At 71.6% G+C, this 17833-nt stretch carries 19 protein-coding genes; 11 read left to right on the top strand and 8 right to left on the bottom strand.

Translation table 11 applies throughout. The features are described from left to right. The first annotated feature begins 108 nt into the window (after positions 1 to 108). Together ACFYQ5_RS13120 and ACFYQ5_RS13115 are read left to right on the top strand one after the other, a co-directional pair. Positions 109 to 1920, top strand: a complete 1812-nt coding sequence (locus tag ACFYQ5_RS13120) for a hypothetical protein (RefSeq protein ID WP_389196993.1) — start codon at positions 109 to 111, stop codon at positions 1918 to 1920. Between the two features lie 91 nt (positions 1921 to 2011). Beyond that, positions 2012 to 2449, top strand: coding sequence for a VOC family protein (locus ACFYQ5_RS13115; RefSeq protein ID WP_389196991.1), 438 nt, complete (start codon positions 2012 to 2014; stop codon positions 2447 to 2449). A 49-nt stretch (positions 2450 to 2498) separates the two neighbouring features. Here the strand turns inward: ACFYQ5_RS13115 and ACFYQ5_RS13110 are convergent, their stop codons facing one another. From ACFYQ5_RS13110 to ACFYQ5_RS13100, 3 genes are all read right to left on the bottom strand, one after another. Next, positions 2499 to 4292, bottom strand: coding sequence for a coagulation factor 5/8 type domain-containing protein (locus ACFYQ5_RS13110; protein WP_389196989.1), 1794 nt, complete (start codon positions 4290 to 4292; stop codon positions 2499 to 2501). Between the two features lie 258 nt (positions 4293 to 4550). Next, positions 4551 to 5402, bottom strand: a complete 852-nt coding sequence (locus ACFYQ5_RS13105) for a transglutaminase-like domain-containing protein (protein WP_389196987.1) — start codon at positions 5400 to 5402, stop codon at positions 4551 to 4553. Positions 5403 to 5423: 21 nt separating this feature from the next. Next, positions 5424 to 6431 carry a GNAT family N-acetyltransferase gene (locus ACFYQ5_RS13100; RefSeq protein WP_389196986.1) on the bottom strand — a complete coding sequence of 336 codons (1008 nt, stop codon included), beginning with the start codon at positions 6429 to 6431 and terminating at the stop codon, positions 5424 to 5426. 117 nt (positions 6432 to 6548) lie between these two features. On the opposite strand from ACFYQ5_RS13100, the gene fdxA reads away from it, so the two are divergent. Further along, complete coding sequence (fdxA, locus tag ACFYQ5_RS13095) at positions 6549 to 6869, top strand: ferredoxin (RefSeq protein ID WP_014154250.1); 321 nt, start codon at positions 6549 to 6551, stop codon at positions 6867 to 6869. A gap of 150 nt (positions 6870 to 7019) precedes the next feature. Next, positions 7020 to 8123 carry a succinyldiaminopimelate transaminase gene (gene dapC / locus ACFYQ5_RS13090; RefSeq protein ID WP_389196984.1) on the top strand — a complete coding sequence of 368 codons (1104 nt, stop codon included), beginning with the start codon at positions 7020 to 7022 and terminating at the stop codon, positions 8121 to 8123. A 104-nt stretch (positions 8124 to 8227) separates the two neighbouring features. Here the strand turns inward: dapC and ACFYQ5_RS13085 are convergent, their stop codons facing one another. Further along, positions 8228 to 8590 (bottom strand): ATP-binding protein, encoded by a 363-nt coding sequence (locus ACFYQ5_RS13085; RefSeq protein ID WP_389196982.1) that lies wholly within the window; start codon positions 8588 to 8590, stop codon positions 8228 to 8230. A gap of 306 nt (positions 8591 to 8896) precedes the next feature. Further along, positions 8897 to 9793, bottom strand: coding sequence for a hypothetical protein (locus ACFYQ5_RS13080; RefSeq protein ID WP_389196980.1), 897 nt, complete (start codon positions 9791 to 9793; stop codon positions 8897 to 8899). Positions 9794 to 9855: 62 nt separating this feature from the next. Between ACFYQ5_RS13080 and dapE the strand changes: the two genes are divergently transcribed. Next, positions 9856 to 10935, top strand: a complete 1080-nt coding sequence (gene dapE / locus ACFYQ5_RS13075) for a succinyl-diaminopimelate desuccinylase (RefSeq protein WP_389196979.1) — start codon at positions 9856 to 9858, stop codon at positions 10933 to 10935. Positions 10936 to 11018: 83 nt separating this feature from the next. After that, complete coding sequence (locus ACFYQ5_RS13070) at positions 11019 to 11804, top strand: TIGR00730 family Rossman fold protein (protein ID WP_389196977.1); 786 nt, start codon at positions 11019 to 11021, stop codon at positions 11802 to 11804. A gap of 69 nt (positions 11805 to 11873) precedes the next feature. On the opposite strand, the gene folP is transcribed toward ACFYQ5_RS13070, so the two are convergent. After that, positions 11874 to 12746 (bottom strand): dihydropteroate synthase, encoded by an 873-nt coding sequence (folP, locus tag ACFYQ5_RS13065; protein WP_389196975.1) that lies wholly within the window; start codon positions 12744 to 12746, stop codon positions 11874 to 11876. Positions 12747 to 12837: 91 nt separating this feature from the next. Here folP and ACFYQ5_RS13060 point away from each other — a divergent pair, with 91 nt between their 5' ends. Continuing rightward, positions 12838 to 13230 carry a DivIVA domain-containing protein gene (locus ACFYQ5_RS13060; protein WP_389197470.1) on the top strand — a complete coding sequence of 131 codons (393 nt, stop codon included), beginning with the start codon at positions 12838 to 12840 and terminating at the stop codon, positions 13228 to 13230. Next, entirely contained in the window at positions 13227 to 13811 is a 585-nt protein-coding gene (locus ACFYQ5_RS13055) for a DNA-3-methyladenine glycosylase I (RefSeq protein WP_389196973.1), read from the top strand. The genes ACFYQ5_RS13060 and ACFYQ5_RS13055 overlap by 4 nt, the downstream gene beginning before the upstream one ends. 2 nt (positions 13812 to 13813) lie before the next feature. Here the strand turns inward: ACFYQ5_RS13055 and ACFYQ5_RS13050 are convergent, their stop codons facing one another. Further along, on the bottom strand, positions 13814 to 14626 hold the full coding sequence (locus ACFYQ5_RS13050; protein WP_389197468.1) for an enoyl-CoA hydratase/isomerase family protein: 813 nt from the start codon (positions 14624 to 14626) through the stop codon (positions 13814 to 13816). Positions 14627 to 14949: 323 nt separating this feature from the next. Here ACFYQ5_RS13050 and ACFYQ5_RS13045 point away from each other — a divergent pair, with 323 nt between their 5' ends. Continuing rightward, positions 14950 to 15117 carry a DUF3117 domain-containing protein gene (locus tag ACFYQ5_RS13045; RefSeq protein ID WP_003966491.1) on the top strand — a complete coding sequence of 56 codons (168 nt, stop codon included), beginning with the start codon at positions 14950 to 14952 and terminating at the stop codon, positions 15115 to 15117. An 88-nt stretch (positions 15118 to 15205) separates the two neighbouring features. On the opposite strand, the gene ACFYQ5_RS13040 is transcribed toward ACFYQ5_RS13045, so the two are convergent. After that, positions 15206 to 15886 (bottom strand): O-methyltransferase, encoded by a 681-nt coding sequence (locus tag ACFYQ5_RS13040; protein WP_389196970.1) that lies wholly within the window; start codon positions 15884 to 15886, stop codon positions 15206 to 15208. 177 nt (positions 15887 to 16063) lie between these two features. Between ACFYQ5_RS13040 and sigE the strand changes: the two genes are divergently transcribed. Together sigE and ACFYQ5_RS13030 are read left to right on the top strand one after the other, a co-directional pair. Beyond that, positions 16064 to 16825: an RNA polymerase sigma factor SigE gene (gene sigE, locus ACFYQ5_RS13035; RefSeq protein ID WP_389196969.1), complete on the top strand. Its 762-nt coding sequence runs from the start codon at positions 16064 to 16066 to the stop codon at positions 16823 to 16825. After that, entirely contained in the window at positions 16822 to 17802 is a 981-nt protein-coding gene (locus ACFYQ5_RS13030) for an anti-sigma factor family protein (RefSeq protein WP_389196967.1), read from the top strand. Before sigE ends, ACFYQ5_RS13030 begins: the two co-directional genes overlap by 4 nt. The last annotated feature ends 31 nt before the right edge of the window (positions 17803 to 17833 follow it).

Below are 17833 nucleotides of genomic sequence, written 5' to 3'. Positions count from 1 at the left end.
GACCCTCCTCGGCCCGAGGAGCCCAGAACAGAGACGACGCTGACGACGCGTATCCGGATCAACATCCCGGGCTCGCGTCCGATCCCGCCTGTCGTCATGCGTACGCCGATGAGCGACACGGACCCGTCCGGCGGCCGTCCGGACGCCGAGCGCACCGGCAGCACCCTGAGGCCCGGCGTACCCGCGCCGTCGTCCGGCGGGGCACTTGGCAGCGGCCCGGACACGCGTGACGGGGGACCGGCCGCCGAGGCCCCGGCCGAGAAGCCGGCCAGGGAGAAGAGCGGCAGCGACTGGTTCGCCCCGCGCAAGACCGCGCCCCCCGTGCCCGGTGCGGGCGCGGCCCCTGCCGCCTCGGCCTCGGGAGCACCCGGTCAGGGCCCCGGCTCCGGTCCCGGTGGTGCTTCCTCCGGCGGTCCTGCCGGCGCGGGGCGTGGCCCCGGCCCGACACCGCCCCGTACGGACCCGCCGCCCTTCCCCGGCGGCCCGCAGCAGCCCGACGGCCGCGGTGACGCCCCCCGTTCCGGCCGCAGCGCCCTGGACAGCCTCGACGACCTCGACGCCGGTCCGCGCTACACGCCGAACCCCGGCGTGCGGCCTCCGGCCGGCCCGGGCCCCTCGGGGCCCACCACCGGCCCGGCGACCGGCAGTTCGTCGCTGACACCGAACCTCGGCCGTCCTCCCGGCGCGGCCGGCCCGGCGGCTCCGGGTGGCCCCGGCGGCGTACCTCCGCGCATGTCGGACGACACCGCGATCCTGACGCCCCAGGCTCCCGCGCCGGGCCCCGGTTCCGGCGGCCATGTCTCCGGTGACACGCTCACCAGCGGCATCCCGGTCATCTCCGCGGAGCCCCGCTCGGCGTTCCCGGGCGGACCCGGCGGCATCCGGCCGCCCGAGGGGCCTCTCGGCGGCGGACCGGGGGACACGGGTGCCCGGGCGTCCGCCCCCGCCCCGAAGGCCGGACCGCCCGCCAAGAAGGGCCGCTCCAAGCTGGTCCTCCTGGGCGTGGCTGTCGTCGTGCTGGCCGGCGTGGCCTACGGTGCCGGTCTGCTGATGAACCACTCCGAGGTCCCCAAGGGAACCACCGTGCTCGGCGTCGACATCGGCGGCGGCACGAAGGCGGAAGCGGTCGCCAAGCTGGAGGCCGCCCTCGGCAAGCGGGCCCAGTCCCCTCTCCGGCTGTCCGTGGACGGCAAGGAGGAGAAGCTCAGTCCTGAGAAGGCCGGTCTCACCCTGGACAGCCAGGAGACCGTCCGTGGCGCCGCGGGCAGCGACTACAACCCCGTCTCGGTGATCGGCTCCCTGTTCGGCGGGGCGCGCCCCGCCGACCCGGTGATCCCGGTCGACGAGGAGAAGCTCGGGGTCGCGCTGACCGACCTGGCGGGCGTCTCCGGTTCCGCCAACGACGGCACGATCACGTTCGAGCCGAACAAGGCCGTGGCCGTCCCCGGCAAGTCGGGGAAGTCGCTGGACGTCAACCGGTCGGTGATCTCCGTACGCGATGCCTACCGTGCGCAGGTCCAGACCGGTGAGCCGGCCGTCGTCGAACTGCCGGTGTCCGCCACCGAGCCCACCATCACCAAGGCCGAACTGGACCGGGCCATGAAGGAGTTCGCCGAGCCGGCGATGTCCGGGCTGGTCACCGTCAAGGCAGGGCCCAAGCAGATCGACTTCGGTCCCGCCAGGTCCCTGCCGCAGATCCTGTCCATGAAGCCGGTCGACGGCAAGCTGGTCCCCGTCTACAACAGGGAAGCGATCGACACCTTGCTGGACGGTGTCTTCGACGGCATCATGATCACCAAGGGTGACGGGAAGCAGCACCAGGTCAGCGCCACCGACGTGGCCCAGGCCATGCAGGGCGCGCTGCTCGGCAAGACCCCCGCCGAGCGCACCGTCGCGATCGACCTGACCGGCGCCGGCTGACCGGCCCCGCCACATCCGTACGACGTCGCCCCCGACCGGAGTTCCGGGCGGGGGCGACGTCGTACCGCCCCATCGGAGAAGGGACGGATCCGTGTCCACCAAGTGGAGCCTGACGATCGACTGCGCGCAACCGAGGGCACTGGCGGCCTTCTGGGCGCAGGCGCTCGGTTACGTGCCGAAGCCGCCGCCCGCCGGGTTCGGCAGCTGGGAGGAGTGGTTCACCCACCACGACGTCCCGGAGGAGGAGTGGGACGACGGTGCCTATCTGTCCGACCCGGACGGCGCGGGCCCGAGCCTGTCCTTCCTGAAGGTCCCGGAGCCGAAGACGGCGAAGAACCGGCTGCACCTCGATGTGCAGGCGGGCGGCGGCCGGGAGACCCCCTGGGAGGTCCGGTGGCCCCGGGTGGCCGAGGCGGTGGAGCGGCTGACGGCCGCCGGTGGCACGGTGATCCAGCGGCACGAGCTGCAGGGGCGGCCCGACCACGTGGTGATGGCCGACCCGGAGGGCCATGAGTTCTGCGTGGTCTGAACGGGACAGGGCCCGGCCGCGATCACGGCCGGGCCCTGCCTCTCCCGGTCTACGGGAAGGACACCACCTGTGACGGGATGGTGGTGTCACCGGATGTGGGGGATCCGGTGTCGTTGATGACGTGTTCGTACTGTCCCTTGCCGCCGAGGGACACGACGAGCAGGTCGTGGAACTTGACCCCGGGTTTCACCGGTGCCTGGAAGCCGTGCTGCTGACGGATGGTCGGGTCGACGTTGTAGAAGCAGTAACTGCCCATGCCCCAGCCCTCGTGGGTGGTGACGGAGTCGTCGACCTTGTATCCGGCGTAGCCCTTGATGTCACCGTTCTGGATCGCGGCCTGGTCGGGGGCGTCGTACGCCTTCTCGTTCTGGAAGAAGATCGTCTTCCCGTTCTCGCCGGACCACTGGACGTCGTACTTGTTGAAGTGCTCGACGAACAGGCCCGTCGCCAGCACGTCGTCGCCCTTGACGTGGACGCCGTAGTCGGCCCGGTTGGTCTCCCAGCCGACCCCGTCACCGTGGTCGGCGCGCCAGACCCATGTGTGGTCGATGATCGTGTCGTTGCTGTTGACCACGATGCTGGTGGTCGCCTTCCCGGGGCCCGCTCCACCGATACGCACGAACACGTCCTGCAGGGAGGTCGGGTTGGCCGAGTGGTCGCCCGACGCGCCGTCGGGGCCCACCTCGATGAGCGTCTCGGAGTTCTGCGTGCCCGCGTCGACCAGGAGTCCGGCGAGCTTGACGCCGTCGACGTCGCCGACCTTGATCGCGGTCACCCCGTTGTCCGGGATGATCGTCGCCAGTCCCAGGCCGAGGGCGACGGTGTCCGCGCGATCGATCTCGATCGTCTCGTCGATGTGGTAGACGCCCGGGGTGAACAGCAGGTGCAGCCCCTGGTCCACGGCCGCGTTGATGGTCTGCGCGGTCGCGCCCGGCTTCACCACGTAGAACTGGTCGAGGGGGACGGACTCGCCCTCCGTGCTGCCGTCGGCCCAGGTCGTGCCGCGTGCGTCGGTGCGCTTCGCGGGGACGAAGACCTTGTAGTCGTCGCCGTCGAGGTAGAGGAAGGGCTTCTCCCGGGAGACCGGGGTGGTGTCCAGGGTGGTGTACGGGGGCTCGGGGAAGCTCTGGGCGGGCGCGCCCTCGACACCGGAGAACGTCTTGTTCCAGACCCCGTTGCCCCAGCTGCCGATGGAGCTGTCGCGGGTGTACCACTGCTGCTGGGAGTAGGGGTCGACCTGACCGTCGATCTTGCTGTCGGCGATGTAGCCGCCGCTGGCCCAGCCGTAGCCGTCGGGAGCGAGGTTGAGGCCGCCCTTGACGTGCATGCGACGGAAGGGAGCGGCCTGGGAGACCGCCCAGCGGTTGGTGCCGCTGACGGGTTTGAGGGCCAGGTTCTCGGCCGAACGCCAGAAGTTCTGGGTGGCGTTGCCGTCGAACCAGCCGGCGTCGACGGTGACATCACCGTTGAAGGTGGTGTCGTCGGGGTTCAGCCCGAGTCCGGCGATGGAGGTGTAGAAGCCGATCTGGGCGTTGATGTTGTCGTACGTCCCCGGCTTGAACATCAGCGCGTAGCGGTCGCTGCCGAACTGCGCGGACTCCTGCTTCTTGAAGATCTCGTCGACCTTGCCCTGGATGTCAGGGGTCGAGGGGTCGAAGACCAGCACGTTGGGGCCGAGGTCACCCCCGCCGGGCACCTCCTGGGCCTCGTCGCCGAACGCCGCCTGGGCTGTGGGGAAGGCCATGAGCAGCGAAACGGCGAGCGCGGCGAAACCGAGCGCCTTGGACCGGCGGTGCCGGCGGGGGGTGGTGGGGGGTGCGTAGTTCGTGGGGGGAACTTGCATGGATGACGTCTCCTGGGTCGTGGTACGGAGGCACGACGGAACCTTGAGAGCGATGAGAGAGCGCTCTCTCTTGTGGCCGATGTAACCGGTGTCGCCCTGGACACGTCAAGAGGTGTGCGCCAGGAGCATCCATCGATTGCCGTGCGGGCAACACATGACGCCAACCATGCGGCAATTGAGATGCTCTGCGCCCAGATTGCACCACCGGCGAGTTCACAGGATGACGGCTCGGCCTCCGCTCCTGGCTCGGGGCAGCACCTAGTTCAGCAGCGCCCTGGCGGCCTGGGCGCGGTGGCGGATGGCCTCGGCCGCCGTCGGCTCGATCCCGTCGACGATCTCCGCGTACTCGTCCATCTCCGCCGCCCCGCGCAGGAACTCCCCGCGCTGCACGAGGAGCTGGGCCCGCTCGTAGCGGAGCCTGGCCGGGTGCGAGGGCAGCAGCAGGGAGAGTTCGAGCGCCCACAGCGCGACGTCCGTACGCTCGGGGCGCGCCGCCGCCCAGGCCCGGATGTTGTTCAGGATCCGCAGCACCGTCTCCAGCGGCCTGGCGGGCACCGGCGTCATCGCCGACGGCGGTGCGCCGGTCGCCCCCGTCACGATCAGCTCCGCGTCCTCGCCGCTCAGCGGTGCGCCACCGGCGAAGGGGTCGGCCAGCACCCGCTCGGCCGGGTCACCGAAACCGACCACGTAGTGACCCGGCAGAGCCACCCCGTACACGGGGGCCCCGGCCCGCCGGGCGACTTCGATCCAGACCACGGACAGCAGGATGGGCAGTCCTCTGCGGCGCCGCAGCACCTGCTGGAGAACCGAGGAGTCGAGCCGATGGTAGTCCTGGGGCGAACCCGCGAAACCACAGCGCTCACCGAGCAGTTCGGCGAGCGCGGACGCCCACACGCGGGCGCCGCGGGCTCCGTACGGGAGGAGGCCGGCCAGTCGGTCCAGCTCGATCTGCGCCGCGTCGACGCCGTACGGATCGGCGTCCCCGGGCGAGGGCGGGGACGCCTCCGCGCCCAGCAGCAGGCAGAGGAGCGCGAGGTCGGGCCGTTCGGCCCGCGCCTCCTCGGCGAACCGCTGCCGTCGTCCGGCCGTGCCGGGATGCTCAGCGCTCATGTACCCGTATCCCTGCTGCTGTCACCGCTGCGCGTACCGGAAGTGGTGGTAGCGGTGGTGGGTGGCGAAGCCCATGCCGTCGTACAGCGCACGGGCACCTTCATTGTCCGCCTCCACCTGGAGCCACGCGGCCGAGGCGCCCTCGTCCAGCGCCGTGCGGGCCAGCGCCGTCATCACGGCCGTGGCGAGACCGCGGCGGCGGTACTCCGGGCCCACCTCGACGGCCATGAACCCCGCCCAGCGGCCGTCCACCACACAGCGTCCGATCGCGGCCGGGACCCCCGCCGGATCGTCCCCCGGAACGGAGGCGAACCACACCGAGGGGCCACTGCCCAGCACCTTCAGCACGTCGGGCCCCGGGGTCGTCGAGCGCTGGTACCGGGAGAGCCACAGGTCGTCCGTCTCCCGCGCGGTCCGTACGGCGGAGACGTCCGCGTCCAGGTCGCCGACGGGTGCCAGCGCCGCGATCCGCACCTCGGCCGTCACCTCGCGCCGCCACCCGTGCTCCTCCAGGTCCGCGCAGAGCCGTTCCTGCGTGCCCTCGGCGCCCGTGGCCGTCTGGATGTAGGCGGGCAGGCCCCGTTCCCCGTACCAGTGCCGGACGTGCCCGAGGGCCTCGCCGAGCGGGAGGCCTGGATCGCCGAGCGGCAGCACGGAGTTGGCGCGGCGGGTGAATCCGCCGGCCGCGCGCAGTCGCCAGTCGCCCAGCGGTTCACTTTCCACGGGCTGCCAGGCACGCGCGGTGGCCAGGGCGAGCTCCTCGAATGAGGCGGCGGGCCCACGCCGGCGTGCCGGGGCAGGGGGCACCACCTTGCCCGCCACCAGCGTGGACTCCGCGATGCGGATACTTTCGCCGGTCCTCGTCGTGACCGACAGTACTTCGTCGTCCCACGATGTGAGAACCCCGACCGTGTCGGTGAACTTCGCACCCTCGCCAGGGGCATCGACGACTCGCCGCACGGATACCCGTTTGCCCACGTCAGCACGGACCAAGCGAACCTCGAGTTGTCCGCCGATGGTGAATTCCACAGCTCTGTTTGCCCCTCCTGTTCGGATCATGCCCCGGAACGGAGATACTAGGGGTGGGCATCGACGACGCCGCGCTCCCGCGCGAGAGCCAACGCCCTACCGAGGAGGAACGACAGCGTGACCTACGTCATCGCGCAGCCTTGTGTCGACGTGAAGGACAAGGCCTGCATCGAAGAGTGCCCCGTCGACTGTATCTACGAGGGCTCCCGATCCTTGTACATCCATCCGGACGAGTGCGTCGACTGCGGAGCCTGTGAGCCGGTCTGCCCGGTCGAGGCCATCTTCTACGAGGACGACACCCCGGAGGAGTGGAAGGACTACTACAAGGCGAACGTCGAGTTCTTCGACGACCTCGGCTCACCGGGTGGCGCCTCCAAGCTGGGGCTCATCGAGCGCGACCACGCGTTCATCGCCGCGCTGCCGCCGCAGAACCAGTAACGACCACACCCGCGGCAGGGGGCCCGCTCGCTGTCGCGGGCGAGGTCGTGAGCGGCCGCACGAGCGCCGCCCGGTCCCGTACGGCTCGTCACCGTGCGGGACCGAGGTGTTTCCCGGGCGCCACGCCCCCGTACGAGAAAGCAGAGTTCCGTGTCCGCAGCAGTTCCCGTCTCCTCCCGTCTCCCGGTCTTCCCCTGGGACAAGCTCGCGCCCTACAAGGCGACGGCCGTGGCCCATCAGGGCGGCATCGTGGACCTGTCGGTCGGCACGCCCGTCGACCCGGTTCCCGAACTGATCCAGCAGGCGCTGATCGCCGCCGCGGACAGCCCCGGCTATCCGACGGTGTGGGGGACCGAGGCGCTGCGGGACGCCCTGACCGGCTGGGCGGAGCGCAGGCTCGGCGCGGTCGGTGTGACGCACGAGAACGTGCTGCCGGTCGTCGGCTCGAAGGAACTGGTCGCCTGGCTGCCGACCCAGCTCGGTCTCGGCGCGGGCGACAAGGTCGCCTACCCGCGGCTCGCCTACCCGACGTACGAGGTCGGCGCGCGGCTCTGCGGTGCCGAGCCCGTCGTCTACGACGACCCGACGGAGCTGGACCCGGCGGGCCTGAAGCTGCTCTGGCTCAACTCCCCGTCCAACCCGACGGGCCGCGTCCTGCCGAAGGACGAGCTGACCCGGATCGTGGCCTGGGCCCGCGAGCACGGTGTGCTGGTCTTCAGCGACGAGTGCTACCTGGAGCTCGGCTGGGAGGCCGAGCCCGTCTCCGTGCTCCACGCGGACGTCTGCGGCGGTACGTACGAGGGCATCGTCGCCGTCCACTCGCTCTCCAAGCGCTCCAACCTCGCGGGTTACCGCGCGGCCTTCGTCGCGGGTGACGCGTCCGTGCTCGGTGAGCTGCTCCAGATCCGCAAGCACGGCGGGATGATGACCCCGGCCCCGGTCCAGGCGGCGACGGTCGCGGCGCTGGGTGACGACACGCACGTGGCGGAGCAGCGGGCGCGCTACGCCCGGCGGCGCACGGTGCTGCGGGCGGCTCTGGAGGCCCACGGCTTCCGGATCGAGCACAGCGAGGCGAGTCTCTACCTCTGGGCCACGCGCGACGAGCCGTGCTGGGAGACCGTGGCGCATCTGGCGGAGCTCGGCGTCCTCGTGGCACCGGGCGACTTCTACGGGCCCGCCGGGGACCGCTTCGTGCGGGTGGCGCTGACGGCCTCGGACGAGCGCGTGGACGCGGCGGTCGAGCGGCTGTCGTAGGCGCTGTCCCCGGGGCTTCGCGAAGAGGATCCCCGTATGTGCCGAAGGGGCCTCGGGAGTGCGCACTCCCGAGGCCCCTTCGCGCGTGGCGCGTTTCCGGCTGATCAGCCGATCGGCAGGCCCTTGGTGGGCAGGCCCTTGGTGGGCAGGCTCTTGGTCGGGAGGGTGTTCTCCGACAACTCGCCCTTCGCGACGGAGCCGGCCGTCTCGAGGGTCTTGCCCGTGGCGGGAAGGGTCGTGCCGACCACCTTGCCGCCGGTCTCGTTCGCCACCTTGGAACCCTGCTTCGAGGCGGAGTCCAGCGTGCTGCTGAGTCCGGCACCGTCGAGCGAGGTGAGGCCGCCGAGTGCGGGGGTCTGCGGGAGCCCCGCGGCACCCGCGGCGCCGGCCGCACCGACCACGGGGGCCGCGCCAGCGGCGATCAGCAGCGCGGCACGGGCGATCCTGCGGGTCAGGGGGAGGGACATGATGCTCCTTCGACGGGACGTCACGGTTTCACGGCGGATGTGGAATCCGCCTGTCCGGTGATCGGACGCACTGAACAACCGGTCCGGGGGCGGGGAAGGTTGCGGGGCACCGAGGTAAAGACTGGGTCATGCATCGGATAATCCACAACGGGGGAGCCTGGACGTCCGGCGCGTCCGGCCATCACCTGATGAACCGTCACTTCGCCCTGTGGGCAGGGAGATCCGCGTGGGCCGTGGGGGTGCGGAAGTGGTGGTGGGGGCGGGTGCGGGCCGACGCCCGACGACCCGTGTGGAGGACGGGTCGCACTAGTGAGCGAGTCGCATTCGGACCGTAGTGCTGCCCGATTCCTTACGTTCTGTCCGCCAGCCCGTGTCCGTGGTCCAGACCTGGCCGGCGTACGAGACCTCTTCGATCCGCAGGGTGCCGGCCCGCGCGACCGCCCAGTGGGCGAGCTCCCAGCCGCGCCGGGACGCGGCCTCGTCCTCGGCCCGTACGGGTACCGACACCGTGCCCGCCGCGGAGGCGCCGGCGGACCCGGCGGAGGGCAGGACGTCCTTGCCGAAGGCGCGCACCAGGTCGGACCGCACCTCGGCCGCGTCCCCGGGGGCCCCGGCGGCCGCCGTCGACAGCGAGCAGGTCAGGGAGGCGGGGGCGCGTCCGGTCAGTGCGGCGGACAGCAGGGTGGCATCCGGCTCGTGCTTGGCGTACGCCTGCGGGAAGCCGCTCTTCTGTACGCGCTGGGCGGCGACCGTCAGCGGCAGCCGTGAATAGCCCGGGACCTCGGCGAGGTGCTCGTAGAACTCTTCGGACGAGTAGACCGGATCCATGATCTGCGCGGGCGTCCCCCACCCCTGCGAGGGCCGCTGCTGGAAGAGCCCGAGTGAGTCCCGGTCGCCGTGGTCGATGTTGCGCAGCGCGGACTCCTGCAGCGCGGTCGCCAGCGCGATGGTCACCGCGCGTTCCGGCAGCCCGCGCGCGGTGCCCACGGCGGAGATCGTGGCGGCGTTGGCGGCCTGGTCGGGGCTCAGCTCGTACGTACGCCCCGCGCCCCCCTCGGCGGAGGTGACGGTGCAGCGGGGCGCGCCCTTGCTGCCGGAGAGGTACTGCACGGCCACGTAACCGGCCAGCGCCACGAGTACGGCGAGGGCGGCCGTGACACGGAAGAGACGGCTGCGGCGGGGAGGGGAGCTGGTCCGGGGCACGGAGCCCACGGTACTGGAGGGTAGGACCGGGGCCGCGACCGAAGTCCCTTAGGGTCGTCACCATGGATGGACACACGCTTGACCTCGCCCTGGACGGTCCGGAGCTCACCGCCCGGCTGGTCGACTTCCCGTCGGTCAGCGGGCAGGAGAAGGACCTCGCCGACGCCATCGAGGCGGCCCTGCGCCCGCTGCCGCACCTGACCGTCGACCGCCACGGCAACAACATCGTGGCCAGGACGCGGCTGGGCCGTGCCGAGCGCGTCGTGCTGGCGGGGCACATCGACACCGTCCCGATCGCGGACAACGTGCCGTCCAGGCTCGACGACGACGGTGTGCTGTGGGGCTGCGGGACCTCCGACATGAAGTCGGGTGTCGCCGTCCAGCTGCGGATCGCGGCGACGGTGCCGGAGCCCAATCGCGACCTCACGTTCATCTTCTACGACAACGAGGAGGTGGCCGCCCACCTCAACGGCCTCGGACACGTGGCGGACGCGCACCCGGAGTGGCTCGAAGCGGACTTCGCGGTCCTCCTGGAGGGCTCCGACGCCGAGGTCGAGGGGGGCTGCCAGGGGACGCTTCGGGTCCATCTGCGCTTCGAGGGTGAGCGGGCCCACTCCGCACGCGGCTGGATGGGGTCCAACGCGATCCACGCCGCCGCCCCGGCGCTGGCACGGCTCGCCGCGTACGAACCGCGCCGGCCGGTCATCGACGGCCTGGAGTACCGCGAGGGGCTGAACGCCGTCCGCGTCGAGGGCGGCGTGGCCAACAACGTCATCCCCGACGCCTGCACCGTGGTCGTCAACTACCGGTACGCGCCCGACCTCACGGCCGAGCAGGCCGTGGCGCACGTCCAGGAGGTCTTCGCGGACTGCGGCGTCGCCGAGTTCGTCGTCGACGACCACTCCGGAGCGGCGATGCCCGGCCTCTCGCACCCGGCGGCCAAGGCGTTCATGGACGCGGTGGGCGGCACGGCCCTGCCCAAGTTCGGCTGGACCGACGTGTCCCGCTTCGGCTCCCTGGGCATCCCCGCGGTGAACTACGGCCCGGGGGACCCCCTGTTCGCACACAAGCGGGACGAGCACGTGCGGATCGAAAGGATCACGCACTGCGAGGAGCGTCTCCGCTCCTGGCTCACCAGCTGACTCATGGCATTCCCCCGCACGTAACCTCCGTCGATCTACGCTGAGGCGACACGCACATCGCAGGTCGGCGGAGGGAGCAGGTCATGGGCAACCCGGAGGACGCACGGATCCCCGAGGGCGCGCAGATTCCCGAGGGCGCGGTGAAGCCCGAGGAACAGCGACTGGGTCCGGTACTGCGCCGCAGGGACCAGGTCCAGCCGGGCACGACCGATCAGCGGCTGCTGGATTCCGAGGGTGACTCCGAGTGGGTCCACACCGACCCCTGGCGGGTCATGCGGATCCAGTCGGAGTTCGTCGAGGGCTTCGGCGCGCTGGCGGAACTGCCCAGTGCCATCAGCGTCTTCGGCTCCGCCCGCACCCCGGCCGGCGGGCCGGACTACGAGGCGGGCGTACAGATCGGCAAGGCGCTCGTGGAGGCGGGATTCGCCGTCATCACCGGTGGCGGCCCAGGGGCGATGGAGGCGGCGAACAAGGGCGCCCGGGAAGCGAAGGGCGTCTCCGTGGGACTCGGCATCGAGCTGCCGTTCGAGTCCGGCCTGAATCCACATGTCGACATCGGCGTCAACTTCCGCTACTTCTTCGTCCGCAAGACGATGTTCGTGAAGTACGCGCAGGGCTTCGTCGTCCTGCCCGGCGGTCTGGGCACCCTGGACGAGCTCTTCGAGGCGCTGACCCTGGTGCAGACGGGCAAGGTGACGCGCTTCCCGATCGTCCTGTTCGGCACGGCGTACTGGGGTGGCCTGGTGGACTGGCTGCGGGACACGGTGGTCGCCGGCGGCAAGGCGTCCGAGCGGGACCTGGCGCTGTTCCACGTCACGGACGACGTGGAGGAGGCAGTCCGGCTGGTGACGAAGGAGGTCGGCCGCTGAGGCCTCCCGTTCGGATCATGCCGGCCCGGGCGGCCTGCGGGCCGCCCGGCGCGGGGAGGGACGGTGGGCCTACGCCAGGCCCCGGCGCGCGACCGCGGGTGGGCGGTGGCCCGCGATGGACGCCACCATGTCCAGGACCTGCCGGGTCTCGGCCACCTCGTGCACCCGGTACACCTGTGCCCCCAGCCACGCCGACACGGCTGTCGTCGCGAGCGTACCGATCACGCGTTCCTTGACCGGCTGGTCGAGCGTCTCCCCGACGAAGTCCTTGTTGGAGAGGGAGACCAGCACCGGCCAGCCCGTGGCCGTCATCTCGCCCAGCCGGCGGGTCGCCTCCAGCGAGTGCCGGGTGTTCTTCCCGAAGTCGTGACCCGGGTCGATCATGATTCCGTCCGGCCTGACCCCGAGCTCCACGGCCCGTTCGGCGAGACCCAGGGTCACCCGCAGGATGTCCGCCATCACGTCGTCGTACACGGTCCGGTGCGGCCGCGTACGGGGCTCCGCGCCGCCCGCGTGCGTGCACACGAGCCCCGCGCCGTACCGCGCGGCCACCTCCGCCAGCTTCGGGTCCACGCCTCCCCACGCGTCGTTCAGCAGGTCCGCCCCGGCCTCGCAGACGGCCTCGCCCACGTCGTGCCGCCAGGTGTCCACGCTGATCACGACGTCCGGGTGGCGGCGGCGTACCTCGGCGACGAAGCCGACCGTGCGGCGCGCCTCCTCCTGGGCCGTCACCTCCTCGCCGGGGCCGGCCTTCACCCCGCCGATGTCGATGATCGCGGCGCCTTCCGCTACGGCCTGCTCGACCCGGGAGAGCGCGGGTTCGTCCTGGAACGTCGCTCCCTGGTCGTAGAAGGAATCGGGCGTCCGGTTCACGATCGCCATGATCACCGGCTCGCGCGGCCCGAACTCCCGCCGCCCCAGCCTGAGCGCCCCGCTTCGCATTCCTGGTTCCTCCCTGTAGCTCGCCTGCGACCCTAACTGTCGGCGCCCCATGGCACGATCTGACCTGGACAGGTATTCCGCTCCCGGGGAGATGCACGTGTTCTGGTTCTTGCTGCTCACGATGGCCGTGGTCGTGGCCGCGGTCACCCTGGCGGTGGTCGGTGGAGGCGGAAGCGCGGTCCTGCAGGACGCCGAGCCCGAGCGGCTCACCGACCCGCTGCCCGCGAACCGCCCCGTCGGCCGTGCCGATGTCGAGGCCATGCGGCTTCCGATGGCCGTGCGCGGCTACCGCATGACGGATGTGGACGAGGCCCTCGGCAGGCTGGGAGCCGAGCTCGCCGAGCGGGACGCCCACATTGCCGAGCTGGAGTCGGCGCTCGCCGGGGCCCAGGCGACCGCGGTGAACGGCCCCGACCTGTTCAAGCGGCCGGGCGAACCGCCGGCCGCCCAGGACGGCCCGCAGGACGAGGAGGGCGGGCGATGAGCGGCGCCGAGGCGGCGGCGGACGGGCGTCCGCGCTGCCCGTGGGGCCTGTCCACGGAGGACTACCTCGCCTATCACGACACCGAGTGGGGCCGCCCCGTCCACGGCGACGACGCCCTCTTCGAACGGCTCTGCCTGGAGGCGTTCCAGTCGGGGCTTTCGTGGCTGACGATCCTGCGCCGCCGGGAGGGCTTCCGCAGCGCGTTCGCCGGATTCAGGATCCCCGCGGTGGCGGAGTTCACCGACGACGACAAGGAGCGGCTCCTCGCCGACGCCGGAATCATCCGCAACCGGGCGAAGATCGACGCCACGCTCGCCAACGCCAAGGTGCTGGCCGGCTGGGGCGAGGGCGAGCTGGACGCGCTCATCTGGTCGTACGCACCCGATCCGGCCGCGCGGCCGGCCCCCCGCACCCTCGGTGACGTCCCGGCGATCACCCCGGAGTCCACCGCGCTGGCCAAGGACCTGAAGAAGCGCTCCATCCGCTTCGTCGGCCCCACCACCGCGTATGCCCTGATGCAGGCCTGTGGCCTGGTGGACGACCATCTGGCCGACTGCGTGGCCCGGGACGGCGGCCGGTAGCCCTACCTGCCGAGATACTTCGGCGGCTGCTTCGCGAGGAACGCCTCGACCGCGATCGTGTGGTCCTGCGACGCGCCCGCCCTCGTCTGGAGTTCGTCCTCCTTCTCGAGCGTCTCGGCGAGCGTGTGCCCGGCGCCGTACGCCACGGAGGCCTTCAGGGCCGCGTACGCCACCGTCGGACCGTCCGCGAGGGCACGGGCCACCGCGTGCGCCTCCTTCGCCAGGTCGGCCGCGGGCACCACTCTGTTCGCGATGCCCAGCTCATAGGCGTCCTGGGCGGAGATGGAGCGAGGGAAGAGCAGCAGGTCGGCGGCGCGGCTCGCGCCGATCAGCCGGGGCAGGGTCCAGGACATGCCCGAGTCGGCGGTCAGCGCGACGCCCGCGAAGGACGTGTTGAAGGTGGCCGTGTCGGCGACCACGCGGTAGTCCGCGGCGAGCGCGAATCCGAAGCCCGCCCCCGCAGCGACCCCGTTGACGCCCGCGACCACGGGCTTCTCCATCTCGGTGAGGACGCGCACGATGGGGTTGTAGTGCTCCCGCACCGTGCTCAGCGCGTTGCCGCCGTCCGACTCGCGGGCCTCGGAGAGCTTGGCGACGTGCTCCTTGAGGTCCTGGCCGACGCAGAAGGCGCGCCCGGTGGCGGTGAGGAGAACCGCCCGCACTGCGGGGTCGTCCGCGACTGCCCGAAGAGCGTCGCGGAGCGCGACCTTGGCGGCGGTGTTCATGGCGTTCATCGCGTCGGGGCGGTTGATCGTGATCGTCGCGAGCCCGTCGCTCACGTCGGTGAGCACCGTGGCAGCCGTGGTGTCGGCCATGTCGGCCATTGCGGGGTCTCCTTACGGGGCCGGCTTCGTGCTTGTCGAGGCAAGCATGGCGGACTTCCGGCGACCCGCACATGTGACCTGCGTCTAACGATTGGACCTCGGCTGGGGGCCGACGGCGGCGCAGTATCGCAGCCGGATCGCCGAATTGAGTGGTTTTGAGAGAGCGCGTTGCGTAAGCGATGCCGACCGATGTTGGTCATCGGGGTCTCCGATGCGGGATAATGCGGAGGAAGCATTGTGTTCGACGCCGGTGAGGCAGCGCCTGTCATGGGGCCGCCGGCTGCGATGAGCTGGTTTCAGGAAGGGGAACGAGCATGGCGGCCATGAAGCCGCGGACGGGCGACGGCCCGCTCGAGGTGACAAAGGAGGGGCGGGGCATCGTCATGCGCGTTCCGCTCGAAGGCGGCGGTCGGCTTGTCGTCGAGCTGACTCCGGACGAGGCCGATGCACTCGGTGACGCGCTGAAGAAGGTCGTCGGCTGAGGCGGAGGCGCCCACACTTCACCACTGCCCCGGCACGGATTCCGTGCCGGGGCAGTGGTGCGTCCGGGGCGTGGCCCCGGCGGACGCGTCAGGGGGTCGTGCGGTCGCCGCGCCGCACCGCGCACAGCAGCCCGTCGCCCACCGGGAGCAGCGTGGCCATGAGCTCCTGGCTCTCGCGCACGGCCCGCAGCAGTTCGCGCAGACGCAGTACCTCGGCCGGCTGTGCGGCCGAGTCGATCGTGCGGCCGTCCGCGAAGACGCCCTCGAAACAGACCAGCCCGCCCGGCCGGAGCAGCCGCAGTGATTCAGCGAGGCAGTCCAGGCTCTCGAGCCGGTCGCCGTCGCAGAAGACGAGGTCGTACCCGCCGTCCGCGAGCCGTGGAAGGACGTCGAGGGCGCGCCCGGGGATGAAGCGGGCCCGGTTCGTGGCGAAGCCCGCCGCGCGGAACGCCTCACGGGCGAACTGCTGGCGCTCGGGCTCCGGGTCGACGGTGGTCAGTACGCCGTCCGGGCGCATGCCCTGCAGCAGATAGATGCCGGACACGCCGGTCCCGGTGCCGATCTCGGCCACCGCTTTGGCGTCCGCGGTGGCAGCGAGCAGGCGCAATGCCGCGCCGGTGCCTGACGACACCGGGCGGAGCCCCGTCTCATGGGCCCGGTCCCGGGCCCACAGCAGAGCTTCCTCCTCGGCGACAAAGGCGTCGGCGAATGCCCAGCTCGTCTGCCGGTTGGCGGTAATGACGCTCTCCTGTCCCCGTAGTTGGCGCAACGGTGACTGTATCCGCTGGACCCGGGAACCCGCAGATGGGACCGGGCGTTGGAAGAGGGCAGAGGGGAACACGCGGACCGGCCCCAGCGGCCGGGTCCGGAATGTGCCTCTTGCTCCCGGGGACACGGGGGCGCCAGCAGGTAAAAGGCTTATCCGGAGCTAACGGGCGAGGTGGCTATGGTAGGGGCTCCACTGGACACCACCAGAGCCGATAGGGGAGGTGCGGCTGCGCCTGTGGATCGGAGAGGTGCGCTGCGGCGGCTTCTCAGGTCGGCGGGTGAGCCGAAATCCGTGACCAACATCGCTGACCGTTCTTCCAACGATTCCGCACCGACCGCGACCTTCGCCTCCGATGCGGATTCCCAGGCGTGGACCCCGCCCTCATGGGAAGAGATCGTCAGCACGCACAGCGCCCGGGTGTACCGACTCGCCTACCGGCTGACGGGTAACCAGCACGACGCCGAGGACCTCACCCAGGAAGTCTTCGTCCGCGTCTTCCGGTCGCTGTCGACCTACACGCCCGGCACTTTCGAGGGCTGGCTGCACAGGATCACGACGAATCTCTTCCTGGACATGGTCCGCCGCAAGCAGCGGATCCGTTTCGACTCCCTCGGCGACGACGCTGCCGAGCGGCTCCCGAGCCGTGAGCCGTCCCCGCAGCAGGTCTTCAACGACACACACTTCGACGCGGACGTCCAGCAGGCGCTGGACACCCTCGCACCCGAGTTCCGTGCCGCGGTCGTGCTCTGTGACATCGAGGGACTCTCGTACGAGGAGATCGCCGCCACGCTCGGCGTCAAGCTCGGTACGGTGCGCAGCCGCATCCACCGCGGCCGCTCGCACCTGCGTAAGGCGCTCCAGCACCGTTCGCCCGAGGCCCGCGCCGAGCAGCGTTCGCTCGCGGACGCGGTCCTTGCGGGGGAGGGCGGAACGGCGTGAGCGCTACAGGTCCGACCCCCGCGGAGCAGCATCTGGGGGACCGGCTCGCCGCGCTTGTCGACGGCGAGCTCAAACACGATGCCCGGGAGCGGGTCCTGGCCCACCTGGCGACCTGCTCCAGGTGCAAGGCCGAGGCCGACTCCCAGCGGCGGCTGAAGAGCGCTTTCGCGACATCCGCCGCCCCCTCGCCCTCGGAGGGGTTCCTCGCCCGTCTGCAGGGCCTCCCAGGGGGGCCCAGCGGCGGTGACGACGGCCGGGGCGACGGCATGAACGGCAGCCGGCGCTTCGGGGACGGCGTCTTCCCCGTGCTGCAGCCCGGCGGACCCGCGGAGCCGGGGCGCTCGCCGCTGGACGACTTCGGATACCTCCCCACCGCTCACGGTTCGACCGCCGTACTGCCGGGCGGCGCCTCCGGTTCCGGCTTCCGGATCCATGACGTGGGCCGCGACGCCGACCGTTCGCCCTGGCGGGCCCGGCGCTTCGCGTTCGTCGCGGCCAGCGCGGTCTCGCTCGCGGCCATCGCGCTGGGCGGAACCCTCCCGCTCGACTACGGCCCCGAGGCGCCGGTCAGCGCCGAGGGCGCGGGCAGCAACGCGACTCCGCTCGAGGCCGAGGAGCGGACCGGAGGTGTCGGCGTCGCCGCCAGCCGCGGTGGTGGCGGGGCCCTCGCCGTGGAAGCCGCTCAGGCCACCCGGCCGGGCACCGCCGCGCCGTCCTCGTCCGCCCGGCCCGTGCTCGCCTCCGCGCCCTCGCTGCTGAGCACCTCGACGCTCACCGGCGGCGGCACGTTCGCCTACCCGGTACTGAACGTCACCGTGCCGCCGCTGATACGCCCGACGGACGCCGGCCCGCTGTACTCGGCCGCGCTCGACGACCGAATCGGCGGCGGAGCCGACCCGCAGCCGTCCGCACCGCCCGCGACGGCTTCCGCCCCACCGCTGTACGACGACTCGGTGTCGCTTTCGCCGCTGCGCTGACGGGGACCCTGCGCGCGGATTCGCAAACCTG

The organism is Streptomyces sp. NPDC005794 (genome assembly GCF_042871445.1).
Classification (GTDB): Bacteria; Actinomycetota; Actinomycetes; order Streptomycetales; family Streptomycetaceae; genus Streptomyces.
This window is presented reverse-complemented; position numbering and strand designations above follow the sequence as displayed.